Here is a 16,895-nt window from a genome sequence, read left to right as displayed (position 1 = left end):
CGCCCACGTGTGGTGTCTCCGACGTCAGCACTCGCCGAGAACTCTGGCTACCAGCCGCCATACCCCTGTCGAGGGATTGCAGGTGTGGTCCTCACCGGTCGGATCGAGCTTGCGCGCCCTCTGCACGGCGGTGGTCACGTGATCGGCGAAAGCAGCGAAATCCAGTTTGACCTTGTCGTAGCAGTCAAGATGCCTGCGCAAGGCGGCGATCACAGCCGCAGGGCCGTCGAACCACTGCCTCCAGTCCGCAAGGTGAAGCAAGAGCCAGACCTCGAAACAGGGATTGGAGATGGCGAGTGAGATACCTGCCTTCCGCGCGGCCGCGACGGCTTCGTCGACTTGGAACTCGTCCACGTCGACGACACACCAGACCTCGTCGAACCCGCCTGGGTCATTGTCACGCACCTTCCGCGCGTAGCCGACGAGTTGCGCGGGCGAACCGACCTTCGGCCGGACTCGCACGGTGGAGACTGTGAACTGGCGGCGGAAGCCTTCCAGGTATTGTTTCTCGGTACGCTCACCGCAGCAGATGACGAGAATTCTCGGCTTGGCATCCAACCGTGGCTTGCTCGATCGCCTGTGCGCGTTCTCACGCCGACTCATCAAGCAAACCTGCTCTCACAGCGTCAGCGAAACGTTCGGCGAACAAGGACGGCGCCGCCCCGTAACTGCCCCCGAGATAGCGACGCTCAGTATTCTCACCCTTACGAGGCCGGAAATCACTCAACGGGTAAAGCTCAGTAGCACCGTCCGTTCCCTTTTGCACGAACCACACTTCTTCGCGCCGAAGGACTTCTTCACCGAGTACCGGACTGAGCAGACTCGCATCGTGGGTCGAAAAGAGGAGCTGGGCGCCGCGTGGATTGGTCTCGGTATCACGGAAGAGGGCGATCAGGCGTGCCGTGAGGAGGGGGTGGAAACTCGCGTCGATCTCGTCGATGACCAACACTCCGCCCGAACTGAGGCAGGAGATCAGCTCTGGCAGCAGCCCCAGCCATCCTCTCGTGCCTGCCGATTCATCCTCCGGATCCAGCGCCACTCCGTCATCGTGGATCAGCTTCACGGTGAGTTTCGACAGTGTGTACTTGTCCTTGTTCGCCTCGACTACAACGTCGGTGATGCCCAGGTCGGCGGCTCGTACGAGGTCGATGAGCGCGCTTCTCACCGCAGTCGACCCCTCCACGAACAGTTTCCCGACCTCCTCGTGATTGACGAACGCCCTCCCCGCGCCGACTTGCCGCCCGAAAAAACCGTGCCAGTTGTGCAGGATCAGGTCACGTGAGAACCAGCGGTAGATGGGAACGGCCGTGTCGACGTTCGAAGCCGCCGCAACGCTGAGAAAAAGCGAGTTAGGCCGCATCATTCGCGCGAGTAGCTCGTTCTTTCGGCGATCAGCCACTGTGGAACCAAAACGCACATGGTTGAGTTCACGTTCGAACATGACACGTCGCCGCTTTTCCGGGTAGGTGTACAACCACTCCTCACGAACGACCTCGTTGTCAACGGTAAAACCGTATGTATATCGAACTGAATCGATGACGAATTCGGCGACGAAGATCGATTCACGTGCGGCGACGGTCGGGTCGAGGGAGAACGGTCGGCGGGGAACACCCGCATCAGGCCCCCAATGCGAGTGCGAACGAAGGACCGCTTCCCGCATGAACCACACGGCGTCCAACAGGTTCGACTTGCCCGCCGCGTTGGCGCCGTAGATCGCCGCGACGTTCAGCGCCAGCCGGTCCTTGTCGTACACCGGGAGCAGGAGAAGCTCGACCTCGTCCTTGATCGAGCGGTGGTTCCCAACCCGAAAACTCCGAAGCACCGACGACTCCTGTTCATCAGCTTCATGTCTGCCCGTGCAAGTAAACCGCACAAAACCGCTTCTGTCTTGCAGACAGCACCGGTTTCACCTCGATGTGGGATGGCACGCAGGTGACGCCCACCACGCCACGACACAGAGGCCCGGCTGGCGAGCGCGGGATAAAATCGGGAACGGTTGACTGACAACATGGTTGGGGTACGTGGACGACACGGTTGTGCGGCGCGCCCGCACCACGGATGTGCGGGCGATGAAGACGGTCATCGACCGGTACGCGGGCAAGGTCCTGCTGACGAAACAGCTGGTCACGCTGTACGAGGACATCCAGGAGTTCTGGGTGGCCGAGCAGGGCGGTGAACTGGTCGGCTGCGGTGCGTTGCACGTGCTGTGGGAGGACATCGCCGAGATCCGCACGATCGCGGTGCTGCCGCAGACGCTGGGGACCGGGATCGGGCACGCTCTGCTGGATCGGCTGATCGCGACGGCGAAGGAGCTGGGCGTGTCCCGGTTGTTCGCTTTGACGTTCGAGGTCCGCTTCTTCGAGCGGCACGGATTTCACCAGATCGACGGAACACCGGTGAGCCCCGAGGTCTACGAGGAGATGCGGCGCTCGCTCGACCAGGGTGTGGCGGAGTTCCTCGACCTGCCGTACGTCAAGCCGAACACGCTCGGCAACAGCCGCATGGTGCTGGAGCTCTAGGCGACCCACACGAAGTGCGGTGTGGCGTCGGGCGCGCTGCGGACGTAGTTCAGGGCGTTCTTGGCTTCGGCGAGGGCGTAGTAGTTGCGGCCGTCCGCGGACACCATGTGCGCGTCGGCCTCACGGGCCATGCCCCAGCCGATGACTTCGGGGGCCACGTCGTCCTCGTGTTCGATGACGACGGCGAACAGGCGAGGCATCTGGGAGACGACCAAAGCGGCGGTCTGTTCACTCATGTCGGTCTCGTCGACGATCCGGCGCACGCGATCCTGGGTGTTCATCGGTAGGACTCCTGATCTGTTGGTGTGAGCAGGTGGCGATGGGCGATAAGCCAGACACGGCAAGGGAACTTGCGGCCGCGCCGCATCCCGGTCGAGCAGCCGCGGCAACGGCCGTTGCCGTCGGGTTGGTGCAGTTCGAGGATTTCGCGCATCGCCGCGGTGAGGCTGCGTAGCTCGATCACAGGCACGTCGACGTCGCTGGCCAACGTGTCCAGCCATTGCAGGCGCACGACCATCGCGTCCCTCAGCACTGCGGCGAGCACGTGCGTCATGGGGACCTCCGGCGATTGGTTGAGCGCTCATGTGCGATCATGGCCACTTGCCAACCATAAGCCTGAGCAATGCGCCAACGCAATGCGCTCGATGGGGTGACGTGCGCGAAGGGAGGACCGATGGCCAGTGTGCAGACTCGCCGGAAGCGGGCACTGGGGATGTTCCTGGTTCAGCTGCGGGAACACGCCGGACTGAAGCCGGATGACGTAGCCAAGCTGCTGCGCAAGAGCGCATCGGTGGTCTCACGGATCGAGACCGGGCACACGATGTGCGACTACTCCCGGCTGACCGCGATGCTCGGGTTCTACGGCGCCACGGATACCGAGCGGCGACAGGCGGAAGAACTGTGGGAGGAAGCGCACCAGGATGCGGCGCTCGTAGAGCACTCGACAGCCATGCCGCCGAAGTACCGGGCCTTCGTCAAGGCGTGGGATGAGGCGAGCACCGCCCGGATGCTCAGGCAGACGGTGGTCCCAGGTCCACTCCAGACACCCGCATACCGCGCCAGCATGAACAAAGCCGCCAGTCGCTACATCGCATCACCGATTGACATCGAGCGGGACGCGGCCTCGATCGAGAAGCGAAAGAAACGGCTACACGGGCCCAACGCCTTGAATCTCACCATCGTGCTCGACGAGGCTGTCATCCGCAGGACCATAGGTGGGCCCGCGGTCATGATGGAACAACTTCGCCACTTGGTGAAGCTCGGGCGACAACCCAACCTCGATCTCAGAGTGATCCCGTTCGCGGCGGGTGAGTACGAGATCATGACCGGTGCGATGACATGGCTTGGTTTCGCCCAGATTGACTACCCCGATGCTGTGTACCTGGAGTACCCAGGCGGAGGAGAATGGATCGAGAAGCCGAAGGATGTTGCCAACTTCGCGGCATCGATCGATGCCGCCATGTCCTTGGCACTGCCGATGAGGAAGTCGGCGACGCTCATCCAGGAACAAGCCGAGGCGCTGGAGCGGGGACGATGAACAGGCGAATCGAATGGCGCACCAGCACCTTCAGTGTAGCCAACAACGACTGCGTTCAATTGGCCGTTGACCGCGCCTTAACCCGCGTCCGTGACAGCAAAACCCCCGACGCAGGCACGCTGGTGTTCGACCGCGAGTGTTTCGCCACCTTTCTGGCAGTGCTCAAAAGCTAGGTCACAAAGACCGTGAAGGCGGCGGTTCGCACCGTCCCGCCGACGCGGAACTCCAGGAACAACCTGTGCTCGCCGCGTTCGGCGAAGTTGGCCTGGAAGGTCAGCTCGCCGTCGGGCAGTGCCGTCCCGAGGCGTTGCAGCGGGTGCAGGTGCGTCACCGAGTGCAGGATCGCGTTGAACCCGGTCAGGTGCCCATAGGCGCCAAGGTGTTCCTCGGGCGCGGTCACCGGCGCACCTGACGCGTCGGTGATCCGGAGGCGGACCGTGGACGGCTTGCCGACCGGCGGCTGAGCCGCGCCTTCCGGGCGTGTCACCACGAAACCGTCGACAACCGCGCGAGCCGCAGGCTCCGGCAGGGGCACGAACGTCGTGTCGCCCGGGATGATGAACCCCGTGCCGAGCACGATGGGGTGCAACGGATCACGGCCGATGAACTCCGCGTACATCCGGTACGCCCCGCCATCGGGCACTGAAGCTGTCGTGTGCCAGGTATCTCCGCGCAGCTCCGGGTGGACGTGCTGGTAGGCCTGCATGTCGTCGCGGACCACAAAGAAGTGCAGTTGCTTGGTCTGGTTCTCCGGGAACGTCGTCTCCGGCTTGCCCGACGGGCCGATGATCTGAAACGCGATCGGCATGGCCACGCCCCGCTCCTGCGGCACCACAAGGGGATTGAACCGGAAGCCGTCCTGGTTGTCGGACAGGCCGTCGCTGTGCGGCACCACCGGCGGCGGCACGTGGTGCGCGGCGGGCGAAGGACGGGTCACCACGTAGCCGACCGCGCCGAACACCAGCAGTACCAGAACAATCAGCCCTGTCCTGGTCATCCAGTGGATCTCGCGCAACGAACACCTCCGAAAAGGGAACGCCGGTCTGACGGAGGGAACCGGCAGGGTGACCCCCTCCGCCAGACCGGCGCCGGTCAGCTGGTGAGAGTGGGTTTCACCAGCACGAGTCCTTGTTCGATCCCACTGATGGCCACAGTTCCGCTCGCGTAGAACGGATGCACGTTCCACGCGCCGTTGAACCCGCTGCCGTTGTTGGCGGGGTAGATGTCGAAGTACGCGACCTCGCTCAGCCGGTTCTGCGCGATGCCGGTGATGTCGAGGATCCGCAGCCCGGCGCGGTAGTTCGCCTGGTAGCTGTACTTGCCGATGATGTACTGGTTGTGGTCGGTCGCCTGGATCGTCGGCGAGGTGTACACGCCGGTGTTGATCGGGTTGTCCAGGTCACGCACGTCCCAGATGAACGTCTTGGTGCCGGGCAGGTCCGAGTCGAGCTCGTCGTCCAGCAGCAGGCGCTGGTGGTCACCCGTCAACCAGCCCTGGTGGCTGTAGCGCACGCCCGAGTAGCCCTTGCGGGCGATTTGGCGCGGGGCGGACTTCACAGTCACGTCGACCAGGGTCAGCGTGTCGACGTTGTAGTTGAAGCAGATCTCGCGACCTTGGTATGTCGTGTCCGGGCCGCGGTAGACCACGCACTGGTTCTCGTGGACGTACCCGTCGTTGCTGATACAGCCCGCGTTGACCGGGCTCTTCGGGTTGCGCACGTCAACCATGTGCACGCCGCCGTTGCACGTGTTCGACCCGACGGCGTAGATGTAGCCGGTCTCGTTGTTGACGGCCAACGTGTGCGACGGACCGAAGCCCGTGTACCTCGCGTCGGCCGTGAAGGTCTGCGGGGTTGTCACCGTACGCAGCCTGGTCAGGTCGAACACCTGCATACCGTGTCCGCTGATGGCGTCCGCGCCGATGAACGCGTGGTTGGCGTGCACCTTGATGTCACGCCATGAGCTGCTGGTCCCGTTGTGCGACGGCAGGTTACCCAGGTACTTCGGGCTCGTCGGCGTGGAGATGTCGACGAAGGAGGCCCCGTTGGACCTGGCCATGATCGCGTATTCCTTGTTCGTCTGCGGGTCCGTCCAACCCCACAGGCTGTTGCCCTGACCACCACCGATGGTCGACAGCGGCATCACCGAAAGCAGGTCGACGTTCTTGCACGGGTACTGCCCGGCCATCCCGTTCGTGCACGGGACGGCCGCGGCACCCGTCACAGCGGGCGAGCGGTCCGGCGGCTGCAGGTCGGCCGCGAACTTGGCATGTGCCGCACGGCCTTCAGGTGAGTTGGGATCGTGCGCCGAAGCAGGGCTCGACATGATCGCGACGACACCGGCGGCCAGCAAGGCCAAGCCGGTCAGCCGTTCCGGGAACCGCATAACAGGACTCCATCCGCGCAGTGGCAGGGACGCGTTGGGCGATATGACGGTAGATCGCCAACCCACGAACCGGATGGGCCGATCGTCGGAAATCACACTGTGTTAATTCACCAGATTTTCCCCATATCGCCGGTACCCGGCCACTGCCCCGGCATCCGCTCGCAGGAAACCCCTGGTCGCCGTCGGCCGCTGGTCACCCTCGGGGTCGTTTCCGGCATCGCGAAACCGCCTGACCACGGGAAACTCCTGATATGTGCGCGATGTCGACGGAGGATGAAGAGGACCCCAGTTCTCCGGCACAAGGAGCAGCAGTGAAAATCATCCTGTCACTCTCGTTGGCGGCCCGCACGGTTCTGGCGGCACTGGTCCTCGGGTTCGTCCTCGGTACCGCTGTCGGCTACCGGGCCGGTGAATCCTCCGTCCTCACCCGGCAGCCGGACGACCCGCGCGCGTCGTCCTCGCACGTCGATACCGTTGCGCCACAGCGGTTCACGACGCTCTGACTCCCCTGGGAGAAGATCGCCGCGGCCACATCGCCCAGGAGGGGCCGCGGCGAAACCGGGTCAGGCGCTGTTGGCGCGTGCCCATGCCTCCGCGGCCACCAACGGGTTGAGCGGCACGTCCAGCCCGTCAGCCTGGGCCCACCAGCGCTCCGCTGCCTCGCGGTCACCCAGCCGCGCGACCGCGTTCCCCAACCCGGTCATCGACCGCGCCGTCTCGTAGTCGCTCGCGATGTTCTCGGCGATGTCCAGAGCTGCCCGGTACTCGCGTCCGGCGTCGGCGAACCTGCCGGTCCGGTAATGGATCCACGCGCCGCAGTTGATCGTCATCAGGACGTCGTGCGGGATCCGCGCCAGCTGCCGCGCCTCGCGGACGTGGCTCGCGGCCTCGTCGAACCTGCCCATCGCGGTGAGCGTGAACGCTATGCCGCGTAAGGCGATCGCGACGTTGCGCGGCCGATCGGTGTCACGGTAGGCGGCCAGCGCCTGTGTGAGATCGCGGTACGCGCCGTCGAGATCACCGGCGGAGAGCAAAGCCCAGGCACGGCTCGACATCGCGTCGTTGGCGCCGCGTTCGTCCCCTGCTTGCTTGAAGTACGTCCAGGCGCGGTCATGGCATTCGATCGCCTCGGGCAGTTGGCCGAGTTCCAGGTGGGCCATCCCCCGGCTGTTCGAGATCATCCCAGCGGCTGCCATGTCACCGGACCGCAGCGCCGACTCCACGGCGATCCGGTGCGTGGTGATCCACGGCGTCAGCAGTCGCTCGCGGAAGAAGAACGAGCGCAGTGCGTGGACCAGTTGCCAGCACTCGGAATGCTGGCCGAACTCGGGTGCGCGCTCGATGATCCGCTCGAGTGCGGGCCACTGGGCACGCAGCCAGGCCATCGCCGTGCTTGCGTCGTCGAACCGCCGGTTCGGCGGTGCGTCGGGAGCGGTGCCGTGCCGGTACCGGTGCGGCTCGATCAGCTGGTCCGCCGCTTGGACATGGGCAAGCGCGTACCGCGTCAACCGCCGCGCGGCTGCTGCCTGGTCCTCGGAACTGATGTCGGGCAGTGCGTACCTGAGCGCGAACGCGCCTATGAGGTCGTGTACCTCGACGTGGTCGTCGGTGGTGCGGGTCAACAGGTGCGCGTCATGCAGGCGGTCGAGCAAACGGTCCACTTCGCCTGGGGCGAGATCAGCCATCGCGTCCACAGCGGACACTTCGACCGCCGAGGACGGGTGCAGGGCAAGCAGACCGAAGATCCGCCGCTGGTCGTCGGGCAGCGCATCGTAGGAAACCTTGAACGCGGCACTGACACTTCGTTCGCCGTCGTCCAAAGGCAGCAGCCGTGTGTGCTGATCGGCGAGGCGGTCGGCGAAACCCGCCGCGGACCAGCCACCGGCGACGAACCGCGCGGCCGCGATGCGCAGCGCCAGCGGGAGCGCGCCGCAGTGGGCAACGATGTCCTCCACGACGTCGTCGGCCACCACGGGCCCGGCGACAGCGCGGAACAACTCGACGGCATCCACGGGACGCAGGCCGTCCAGGGAGAGCGACCAGGCGTCGTCCAACGCCTGGAGCCGGTTACGGCTGGTGATGATCACGCGGCAGCCTGGTTCCGCGGGCAGGATGGGACGGACCTGACCGGCTGTCCGGACGTTGTCGAACACGAGCACCATCCGGCGGTCCCGCAGCATCGCCTGCAGCAGGTTGGCGCGGCCGTCGACGTCCGAGGGGATCCTGTCGCCAGGCACCTCCAGCAACGCCAGCACGCGGCGCAGGCCTTCGGCAGGTGTCGTCACCGGCGCACCGGGGGTGTGCCCCTGGAAATCCAGGAACAGGCAACCGTCCGGGAACTCGCTGGTCACCGCGCGGGCCGCGGCGACCGCGACCGCTGTCTTGCCGACGCCCGCCATCCCGTGCACCACGCATATCCGGGCCGCGTTCTGCCGCACCACCATCGACGACAGTGTTTCCAGCTCGGTCTTTCGCCCGACGAAATGCCGGGTCCCGTACGGCAGCCCGATCAGTCCCCGGGTGGCACTCCGGGACGCCCTGGGAACCAGTGCGAGTAATTCACCACCGGCGCCCAGCGCTTTGTCGCATGCTTCGGCGATGCCGGGGTTGACGCGCACTCGGCCGTTCTCGATTTTGCTGAGATAGCCTTTGGAAGTGGGGATGATCGATGCGAGCTTGGTCAGTGACAGCCCGGCGGCTTCACGAAGTCGCCGCAATTCAGGCCCGAATTCGGTCATGTCTCCAGTGTCCTGTCGTCAGTGCTGACAATGACGGCCCGGCCGTCCGCCCCCTCGACGGACGGCCGGGGCGTGTGCGCTCAGCCGAGCAGCGTGGCCAGCACGTCGAGCAGTGCGACGATGTGCGTGTGCATTGCGATCCACCCCTCCCCTTTCAGCGGCGGCGATCCCGACGACCGATCCGGTCGACGCGAATCACCTGATTGATTTACCGTGGTGCCGGTGAAACACATCGTGGAACCGCATTGCCGAATTGTGCAGTGTTTCCCGTGGTGCGGTTGGGAGAAACCGGGGCAACACCGTTCTTCCTGCGCGTTTCCCTGTTTCCGGAAACCCGGGAAACCCGCCGGGGCGCGGTCGCGGCACACAGCGCTGTGGGTAGACTTCGCCCGGCGATGACGTGAAGCGAAGGTGGCGCGATGTCGACCAAGATCCCGGCGCTCGTCCATGAGCTGAAAGCGCTGCGCGGCGGGCTGGGCGTCGAAGATCCGCATTTGGTGGCACGCGCGGGATCGGCCGTCAGACGGGCAAGTGGTGTCGCCGATGGCGAGTCACCCGCGATTGCCCGCGAGAAGATCAGAATGTGGCTGGAAAGGCTGATCGCCCAATTGCCCGACGCCGCTGCCAGGACAGGGCGGGCCGTGTTCGGTTTCGACGGGCCCGGTGATCAGCCGTACCTCGCGCGGCTGCGCGCACTCGGCCAGGCAGTCGACCGGGAAGTGCGCACCATGCAGCGCCGCGCGGACCAGATCGTGGCACGCATCGCCGAACTGGCGCTCACCCAGTCCTCCGCGACCGATCCCCACGCGGGCGAACCGTGGCACACCGCGCTCGTCCAGGTGGACCTCGTCCTGGACCAGCCGGAGATCGAGGTCTTCGAGAACCGGCGAATCATCAGCCACACCAACGGGTTGACCGAGATCCGGCACTCGCTGACCATCCCGCAGGCGCGCGACCGGACGGACCACGTGGACCTCGACGCGCTCGGCATCACGGTGCTCCGGGGCGGCGACATGTCCGCACCGCCGCGGATGGTGTCGACCAACCGGCTCGAGTTCGCCCTCCGCCCACCGCAACCGCTGGCCCCGGGCGACGACCACGAGTTCTTCTTCCGCCTCCGGCTGCCGGAGATGTCGCCGTTCTACGTCTGCACACCGCGTTTCGGGTGCGACGAGTTCCACCTGCGAGTCCGGTTCGGCCGCGACCGCGTGCCCGACCGGATCTGGCTGATCGACGGCGAACTCTCGATGGAGGCGGCGGACCCGGTCCCGAGCGCGCGGCCGTGCGTGCGGACAGCTCCGGGGAGGTCAAGGTGAGATTCGTCGACCTGCGGGCCGCGAACTCGTACGGCATCGGATGGCCTTGCCGTTGACGGCGGATTGTCGTGTATCTGTCCGGGTTGGCGTCTGTCAGCCACCGACCACCTGCGGCATCGTGGGAGGACGGTGAGACTGAGGAGGACGATGAACGACCCGGCGGTTTTCCTGAGCTGCAGGTGGACAGACGAGGGGGCCGCGGATGGCATCGAGCGGGCGCTGCGCGACCGGGGCCTGGCCGTCTTCCGCGACAAGGACATTCATCTGTTCGACGGAGTCACCGACAGCACGTGGCGTGCCCTGGACTCGTCGGCTGTCCTGATCGCGTTCTACTCACGGCGTTATCACGCCAAGTTCGCCTGCCAGTGGGCGTTGACGAGGGCGTTCCTGGCGGCCCGCCGACTGGGCGACCCGCTCGACCGGGTGCTGATCGTGAACCCGGAACCCGACGACCGGCACATCGCGCCGGGCGACCTCGCCGACGCCCACCACTTCTCGTGGCGACGGGAGTCCGACACCGAACCGCTCGCGGACGCGGTGGCAGGCAAAGTCGAACGGGCCCAAGGGCCGCTGTGCGCCGAGTCGGCCGACCGGCTCGGCCGGTTGCGGGGACGCCTGTCGCGGCCACGCCGGTTCAGCGGCCGGTACCGGGAGATGTGGTCCATCCACAGTGAACTGCGCAGCCGGGCCCGCGTCGTCGTCGTCGAGGCCCCGGCGGGGACGGGCAAGACAGCGCTAGCCGAGCAGTACAGCCTGGTGTTCGGGGACGCGTACCCGGGAGGTGTGGTCTGGACGAGCATGGCAGGCGTCGATCAGCCGGTGGAACGCTTCGCCGCCGCGGTGAACACGGTGGCTCGCGAGCGTTTCGGACTGGACCTGTCCGGTATGGGGCCCCGGCAGGCGAGAGAAACGCTCGCCGAGCGGACCGGCGACGCCGTCCTCTGGGTGGTCGACGACGTCCCCGACGGTCTGGCCCCGGCGGCGTTGAACGCGCTCATCGTCCCGTCAGCCAACGTCCACACCATCGTGACCATGCGAGCCGCACCACCGTGGTGGTCAGGTGGCCGGGTGGTTCTCGCCGGGCTGTCCACTGTGGAAGAAGAGGAGCTCGACGGCGCGTACTGGCCCGGAAATCCCGGTCACCTGGTCGATCTCGTCCGCGCCCGCAGCAGACATGCCCGGATCGTGCTGGGGTTCGCGTCGGTGTTGTCGACGGCGCCGGTCAGTGGCGCGCTGTTGGTCCGTGGAGTGGCCGACCTGCTCGGCCGACACGCGCCCACCCTCGTCGTGGACGCACTGGCCGAACTGGACGAGCACGGTCTGCTCAGCCGGGTCGCCGGTACCGCGAGCCAGTCGTGGCGGCTGAACGCCCTCGTGGCCGCTGCGGTCCAGCAGGATCTCGACCCGGACTTGCTGCGTTCGCTGAACAGGAGTGCCGCGCGGACTGTCGTCGACGAGCTGCGTACAGGCCAGCTGGACGACTGTACACACGCGACGGTTCTCGCATCGAACATGTCGATTCCTTCGCCTGTCAGACGTTCCCTGATGCGTGCGGCGGCGGCCGCACACGAGGAACGCGGCGACATCCCAGCGGCCAGGTCTGCCTGCGAACGAGTTCTGGGAATCGCGTGGGCGGCCGACGATGCCGAAGCGGCCGCACGGCTGGCACTGGCCATGGGTGAGCCAAGGAATGCGTTGCAGCACACGGAAACTCTCATCAGCCGGGCGCAGCAGGAGCGAAACGTCCGATCGGAGTTCCATGCCCGGCTGATCGCGGCCACCGCCCACGACGTCCTCGGTGAGTACGCCGAAGCCGACGAGGTCTTCCACCACCACGCCTTCATCCGCCTGCACGGTGCCGCTCCGGTTTGGCTGTCCGAAGCAGATCGCCAACGGGCCGGGCTGGCCAGGGTACGAGCGCTCAGGGTGCGGGGTGAGTTCGCCGTGGACGAGCTCCACTCCGTGATCCGGCAGGCTCATCCCCACGACACCCACACCGGTGTCTGGCCTGTCGCCGCGGTCGAACTGGCCAGGATCCAGGTGGCGACAGGCGAGGTGACCGACGCGTCGGCGACCGCGCGACGAGTGCTCTCGGCGTTCACCGATGCGGGAATCGCTCGGCACCACGTGGCACGTGAGGCAACGGCAGTCCTCGTGGAGGGCGAGCTGATCACGGCGTTGCCGCAACCGGACCGGCTGACCCGCGTCATCCGCCGGGTCAGGGCGGAGTTGCACAGGTCGACCAAGTGGTACGGCTCGGACAGTCCGCTGTCACTCGAGCTGATGGTGTTGCACGGCCGAGCGTTGATCGGCAGCGGCGAACACGGCAAGGCGCTCGACGCCCTGGCCGACGCGCAACGGCGAGCAGCCGCCGCGCTCGGCGGCGAACACCCCTTCACGTTGCGGACCATCCAGTGGACCGGCCTGGCGACCATGGGTCGCGGGGACTGGAAGACCGCCACCGAGGTGTTCGAGCAGGTGCTCACCCGGCAGATCGCGGTGCTCGGCAGCGGTCATCCGGAGAGCCAGCTCACCCGGTTCCACCTGAGCCGCTGTCTGCTGAGACAGCACAAGCTGAAGCGGGCACGGCCGTTTCTCGACCAGGTGACGCCCGCACTGCGGGATCGTCAAGGCGCGTTGCGGCAGTGGGCGCGGACGTCGGCGGTCGGCACGATCCCCACGACGTCATCGAGGAACTGACACCCAACTGACGCCTCCGTGACGTTCCCGGCACAGGCCGGACGCAGTGAAGTCGTACCCACCACCGAAGACGGGAGGCACGGCATGTCAACTCGGCTGCCAGCCGATACCGTACGAGGACGACGGGGCCAGGTCGGCGAACTTCACGTGGACCTCGCCCGCGTTGTCGGCCCGCAGCGCGGGTCGCGCGGGCACGGGATCGGCGGCCTCCATCGACAGTTCCCCGTCGATCAGCCAGATCCGCTCCGGGATGTGGTCACGGCCGAACCGGACCCGCAGTTGGAACTCGTCGCAGGCGAACCGCGGTGTGCACACGTAGAACGGCAGCAAGGTCGCGACGCGGACGCGGAAGAAGAACTCGTGGTGCTCGCCGGTGTTCAGGGGGCTGGGCGGGTGCAGGACCAGTTCGACCCGGCTGGACGACAGCATCCGCGGCTGGGTGCGCATGTCGCCGCCGCCGAGCAGGGTGATCCCCAGGTCGGCCAGGTCCAGCGGGTTCGGCGGGTGCTCGACCGGCGGAACGCTGAGCCAGTGCGTGATCTCCGCGAGACCGTCGACGTGGCTGACGATGCGGCGGTTCTCGAACACCTCGATCTCGGGCTGGTCGAGGATGAGGTCCACGCGCACCTGCGCGGAGTGCCATGGGTGGCGGGGCAGGGGCTCGGGCAGGTCGAACGGTGTGGTGGCCGCGGCGTCGGGCTGCCGGTGGATGACGGCCATCTCGGCGATGCGACCGACCATGTGGTCGGCCCTGCGCTGCATCGTGCGGACCTCCCTGTCGACGACCCGGCCGAGGTTCTCCAGTCGCGCCAGGTAGGGCAGGTCGCCCGGTCCGTCGATACCGAACGCGGCCCGCCCGATCCGGGCGGTCGCCTCGGGCAACTGGGCCAACATTCGGCCGAGCCAGCTCTTGATCTTCTCCCGGACGATTCCCGGCGAGTCGTCGTCGGTGACGCCGCTGACGCGCCGGATGGTCACGCCCGCCCGGGTCACCAGATGCGGATCTTCGACTCCCAAACCGGTGCGCAGTGCTTTCAAGTCCTCGACGAGCGCGGTGATCTTGGCTGGCATGGTGTCACCTTCGTTCCGAGTCATCGGTCGGTGAGTCTACCGATCGGTCCGGCACTTCAGACACGACGCGGTCACAGTTTCACAGGGTTTCCGAGAACAGGAAACCGTGCAGGATATTCGCAGGGTGAAGGTTTCCGGAACACGTGCGGCACGGAACCGCTTGCGACTCCTCGAATGCCGACCAATGATGAGCTACTGGCAGCGTGGAAATGTCAATTTCTTGACGGTACCGCAGCGGGTTGTCGTGAATGATTCCCGAGAGGGTGGTGCGCGGAACGCGCTCCCGAAGTCGTGCCGCACTGCGGGTGGTCACCGCCCCGCTGGAGCGGAACACAGCCTGGCCGGCAGCCGAGGGGGCCGCCGGCCAGGTCTTTTCTTCCACCGTGCCGGAGGGGAGGATCAGCGGATGGACGAGTTCGGATCGGAGCTCAAACGCCTCCGCGAGGGCGCCGGGATGTCGTTGGCGGCATTCGCCCTGGCAGTCCCCGCGTCCAAGGGATACCTCAGCAAGATCGAAAATGGTAAGGCCAACGTCAGCCGGGATATCGCCAACGCGTGCGACAGAGCACTGAAAGCAGGAGGCAGGCTGGCCGCGCTGGCCACCCACACGGCGGAGTCCGATCGACTTCCGGCGCCCGGCATGGTGGGACTTCCGGCAGGCACCCGGCATTTCATCGGGCGCGCTTCCGAATTGGCCAAGTTGTCGTCGATACTGGTCCACCAGGACGCGATCCGGGTATGCGTTGTGCACGGTATGGCAGGCGTGGGCAAGACGGCCATCGCCATTGCCGCGGCTCGTTCGGCAATCGACGACTTCCCGGACGGCTGTCTGTTCTTCGACCTGCGCGGGCACACGCCCGGAGCACCGGTTCTGAGTCCCGCCGACGGCCTGCGCAGGGTGCTCGGCATGCTGGACGTGCCTGCCGAGAAGATCCCCGCCGACGTCGACGGCCGGGCGAACCTGTTCCAGGCACACCTGCGCGGTCGCCGGATGCTGCTGGTCTTCGACAACGTCCGCACCGCCGACCAGGTCCGGCTGATGCTGCCCGCCGAGCCGGGCTGCCGCGTCGTCATCACGAGCCGAGGGCGGCTGCCCGCGCTGGACGACGCCTGGCCGATCTCCCTGGACCTGCTGTCGCCCGCGGACTCCACCGCGCTGTTCCGTTCGGTGGCAGGGCCTTCGGTGTCCGTCGACGATGACGTCGTGGCTGATCTCGTCGCGTACTGCGGAACGCTCCCGCTGGCGATCCGCATCGCGGCCGCACGGCTGGTCGCGGGCGGCTGGAGCGCGGCGAGGCTCATGCAGCGGCTCGCCGACCAGCGAACACGGCTGACTTCCCTGGACGACGGTGAACGCAGCGTGGCCGCGGCGTTCAAGGTCTCCTACGACTCGCTGCCCGACGACCAGCGGTGGCTGTTCGGGTTGCTGGCCCTGCACCCCGCCACCACCGCCGAGCCAGCCGCGGTGCACGCGCTGGCCGATCTGCCGCCGGGTGAGACCGACCGCCTGCTGGATCGTCTGCACGACGCCCACCTGCTGACCCTGGATCCGCACGGACACGTCGAACTGCACGATCTGATGCGCACCTTCGCCGTCAGGTACGCGTTGCCGGAGATCGGCGAGGCGGAGCGGGCCGCCGCGGCAGGGCGGCTGGTGGACTACGCGCTGACAGCGGTCCACGCCGCGGATCGACTCGTCGAGCCCCACCGGTTCCGTCCCACTGTCGACACGCTGTCGCAGCAGGACATCCCGTTCACGGACGCGCACGGCGCGTTGGCCTGGCTGCGCGAGCAGTGGCCCGCGCTCACCCAGATCATCGAACTCGCCGCCAGGTATGGACGGCACCGGCACTGCTGGCAGTTGACCTACATCCTGCGCTCGTTCTACTTCCGGGAGCGTCTCCTGGATCCGTGGATCCGAACCCACGAACTGGCGCTGGGTTCGGCCCGGCAAGCCGGTGACGTCGCTGGAGCCGGGATGATCCTCAACAACCTCGGCATGGTCCACCTTGAGGTCGGTGACGTGGCAGCAGCCGTTGACTGCCACAACCGGGCCGAGGCGCACTTCGAACAGGTGATGGACGAGCGTGGCGCCACGGACGCCGTGTCCAGTCGGGCGTGGGCGTTCCTCTCGATGGGCAACCACGCGGCGGCACAACGGGATCTGACCAGGACGTTGGCGATCTACCGCAGGACAGGGCGGACGCGCAACACCGTGATCGCACTGCGTGGCCTGGCCTTCGTCCTGACTGAGCTGGAGCAGTTCGACGAAGCACTCAGCCACGCGCAGGAGGCACGGGACCTGGCGCAGTTGCCCAGCGACGTGTTGATGACTCTCAACTGCTTCGCGTGGGTCCATTTCCACGCCGGAAGACTGGACGAGGCCGAACGGCAGTACCAGGGTGCGCTGGATCTCGCCGAATTCGTCGACAGCGACTACGAGCTCACACGGGCCATCATCGGCATGGGCAACATCGCGGCGATGCGGGGTGATCGAGATCTGGCCAAGCAGTGGTGGGCACGAGCCGACGAGCACGGTGTGGTGTTCAACCCCCTTGTGCTGGGCGAAGCACGGGCCCGTCTCGACTTCGCCTGAAGCACGCGGGTGACGCGGATCTGACATCTCGAT

The 16,895-nt window shown here is 66.5% G+C and carries 15 protein-coding genes; 7 read left to right on the top strand and 8 right to left on the bottom strand.

Annotation, left to right across the window (positions count from 1 at the left end; all coding sequences use genetic code 11):
- Positions 1–24: 24 nt before the first annotated feature.
- Together ALI144C_RS48785 and ALI144C_RS48780 are read right to left on the bottom strand one after the other, a co-directional pair.
- Positions 25–603 (bottom strand): RloB family protein, encoded by a 579-nt coding sequence (locus tag ALI144C_RS48785; RefSeq protein ID WP_083754057.1) that lies wholly within the window; start codon positions 601–603, stop codon positions 25–27.
- Positions 590–1,753 carry an AAA family ATPase gene (locus ALI144C_RS48780; protein ID WP_237774672.1) on the bottom strand — a complete coding sequence of 388 codons (1,164 nt, stop codon included), beginning with the start codon at positions 1,751–1,753 and terminating at the stop codon, positions 590–592. The genes ALI144C_RS48785 and ALI144C_RS48780 overlap by 14 nt, the downstream gene beginning before the upstream one ends.
- Positions 1,754–2,021: 268 nt before the next feature.
- Here ALI144C_RS48780 and ALI144C_RS48775 point away from each other — a divergent pair, with 268 nt between their 5' ends.
- Positions 2,022–2,519, top strand: coding sequence for an amino-acid N-acetyltransferase (locus ALI144C_RS48775; RefSeq protein WP_076994114.1), 498 nt, complete (start codon positions 2,022–2,024; stop codon positions 2,517–2,519).
- Here the strand turns inward: ALI144C_RS48775 and ALI144C_RS48770 are convergent.
- On the bottom strand, positions 2,516–2,800 hold the full coding sequence (locus ALI144C_RS48770) for a hypothetical protein (RefSeq protein ID WP_076994113.1): 285 nt from the start codon (positions 2,798–2,800) through the stop codon (positions 2,516–2,518). The genes ALI144C_RS48775 and ALI144C_RS48770 overlap by 4 nt on opposite strands.
- Positions 2,797–3,072: a hypothetical protein gene (locus ALI144C_RS48765; protein ID WP_076994112.1), complete on the bottom strand. Its 276-nt coding sequence runs from the start codon at positions 3,070–3,072 to the stop codon at positions 2,797–2,799. Before ALI144C_RS48765 ends, ALI144C_RS48770 begins: the two co-directional genes overlap by 4 nt.
- Positions 3,073–3,192: 120 nt before the next feature.
- Here ALI144C_RS48765 and ALI144C_RS48760 point away from each other — a divergent pair, with 120 nt between their 5' ends.
- Positions 3,193–4,056, top strand: coding sequence for a helix-turn-helix domain-containing protein (locus ALI144C_RS48760; protein ID WP_076994111.1), 864 nt, complete (start codon positions 3,193–3,195; stop codon positions 4,054–4,056).
- Positions 4,053–4,229, top strand: coding sequence for a DUF397 domain-containing protein (locus ALI144C_RS56095; RefSeq protein ID WP_076994110.1), 177 nt, complete (start codon positions 4,053–4,055; stop codon positions 4,227–4,229). Before ALI144C_RS48760 ends, ALI144C_RS56095 begins: the two co-directional genes overlap by 4 nt.
- On the opposite strand, the gene ALI144C_RS48750 is transcribed toward ALI144C_RS56095, so the two are convergent.
- Both ALI144C_RS48750 and ALI144C_RS48745 read right to left on the bottom strand, forming a co-directional pair.
- Positions 4,226–5,071, bottom strand: a complete 846-nt coding sequence (locus ALI144C_RS48750; RefSeq protein ID WP_076994109.1) for a hypothetical protein — start codon at positions 5,069–5,071, stop codon at positions 4,226–4,228. The two genes, ALI144C_RS56095 and ALI144C_RS48750, sit on opposite strands and share 4 nt — an antisense overlap.
- Positions 5,072–5,148: 77 nt before the next feature.
- Positions 5,149–6,441: a choice-of-anchor B family protein gene (locus ALI144C_RS48745; RefSeq protein WP_076994108.1), complete on the bottom strand. Its 1,293-nt coding sequence runs from the start codon at positions 6,439–6,441 to the stop codon at positions 5,149–5,151.
- A gap of 311 nt (positions 6,442–6,752) precedes the next feature.
- Here ALI144C_RS48745 and ALI144C_RS48740 point away from each other — a divergent pair, with 311 nt between their 5' ends.
- Positions 6,753–6,944, top strand: a complete 192-nt coding sequence (locus ALI144C_RS48740; protein WP_076994107.1) for a hypothetical protein — start codon at positions 6,753–6,755, stop codon at positions 6,942–6,944.
- 60 nt (positions 6,945–7,004) lie between these two features.
- Here ALI144C_RS48740 and ALI144C_RS48735 read toward each other — a convergent pair whose 3' ends face one another.
- Positions 7,005–9,179, bottom strand: a complete 2,175-nt coding sequence (locus ALI144C_RS48735) for a helix-turn-helix domain-containing protein (protein WP_076994106.1) — start codon at positions 9,177–9,179, stop codon at positions 7,005–7,007.
- Positions 9,180–9,598: 419 nt separating this feature from the next.
- Here ALI144C_RS48735 and ALI144C_RS48730 point away from each other — a divergent pair, with 419 nt between their 5' ends.
- Positions 9,599–10,495, top strand: a complete 897-nt coding sequence (locus ALI144C_RS48730) for a hypothetical protein (RefSeq protein WP_076994105.1) — start codon at positions 9,599–9,601, stop codon at positions 10,493–10,495.
- Positions 10,496–10,642: 147 nt separating this feature from the next.
- Complete coding sequence (locus ALI144C_RS48725) at positions 10,643–13,195, top strand: tetratricopeptide repeat protein (RefSeq protein ID WP_076994104.1); 2,553 nt, start codon at positions 10,643–10,645, stop codon at positions 13,193–13,195.
- An 87-nt stretch (positions 13,196–13,282) separates the two neighbouring features.
- Here the strand turns inward: ALI144C_RS48725 and ALI144C_RS48720 are convergent, their stop codons facing one another.
- Positions 13,283–14,266, bottom strand: coding sequence for a hypothetical protein (locus ALI144C_RS48720; RefSeq protein WP_143231360.1), 984 nt, complete (start codon positions 14,264–14,266; stop codon positions 13,283–13,285).
- A 406-nt stretch (positions 14,267–14,672) separates the two neighbouring features.
- Between ALI144C_RS48720 and ALI144C_RS48715 the strand changes: the two genes are divergently transcribed.
- Complete coding sequence (locus ALI144C_RS48715; RefSeq protein WP_076994102.1) at positions 14,673–16,862, top strand: helix-turn-helix domain-containing protein; 2,190 nt, start codon at positions 14,673–14,675, stop codon at positions 16,860–16,862.
- Positions 16,863–16,895: the final 33 nt, after the last annotated feature.

This window comes from Actinosynnema sp. ALI-1.44, assembly GCF_001984155.1.
GTDB lineage: Bacteria > Actinomycetota > Actinomycetes > Mycobacteriales > Pseudonocardiaceae > Kibdelosporangium.
The sequence above is the reverse complement of the archived record's forward strand: the minus strand, read 5'-3'. Positions and strand labels throughout refer to the sequence as shown.

Excerpts from the sequence above, each read along its gene's own strand:
- ALI144C_RS48730 (WP_076994105.1), top strand. The coding sequence starts at position 9,599 with ATGTCGACCAAGATCCCGGCGCTCGTCCATGAGCTGAAAGCGCTGCGC.
- ALI144C_RS48715 (WP_076994102.1), top strand. The coding sequence starts at position 14,673 with ATGGACGAGTTCGGATCGGAGCTCAAACGCCTCCGCGAGGGCGCCGGG.
- ALI144C_RS48770 (WP_076994113.1), bottom strand. The coding sequence starts at position 2,800 with ATGAACACCCAGGATCGCGTGCGCCGGATCGTCGACGAGACCGACATG.
- ALI144C_RS48785 (WP_083754057.1), bottom strand. The coding sequence starts at position 603 with ATGAGTCGGCGTGAGAACGCGCACAGGCGATCGAGCAAGCCACGGTTG.
- ALI144C_RS48745 (WP_076994108.1), bottom strand. The coding sequence starts at position 6,441 with ATGCGGTTCCCGGAACGGCTGACCGGCTTGGCCTTGCTGGCCGCCGGT.
- ALI144C_RS48760 (WP_076994111.1), top strand. The coding sequence starts at position 3,193 with ATGGCCAGTGTGCAGACTCGCCGGAAGCGGGCACTGGGGATGTTCCTG.
- ALI144C_RS48725 (WP_076994104.1), top strand. The coding sequence starts at position 10,643 with ATGAACGACCCGGCGGTTTTCCTGAGCTGCAGGTGGACAGACGAGGGG.
- ALI144C_RS48720 (WP_143231360.1), bottom strand. The coding sequence starts at position 14,266 with ATGCCAGCCAAGATCACCGCGCTCGTCGAGGACTTGAAAGCACTGCGC.
- ALI144C_RS56095 (WP_076994110.1), top strand. The coding sequence starts at position 4,053 with ATGAACAGGCGAATCGAATGGCGCACCAGCACCTTCAGTGTAGCCAAC.
- ALI144C_RS48765 (WP_076994112.1), bottom strand. The coding sequence starts at position 3,072 with ATGACGCACGTGCTCGCCGCAGTGCTGAGGGACGCGATGGTCGTGCGC.
- ALI144C_RS48735 (WP_076994106.1), bottom strand. The coding sequence starts at position 9,179 with ATGACCGAATTCGGGCCTGAATTGCGGCGACTTCGTGAAGCCGCCGGG.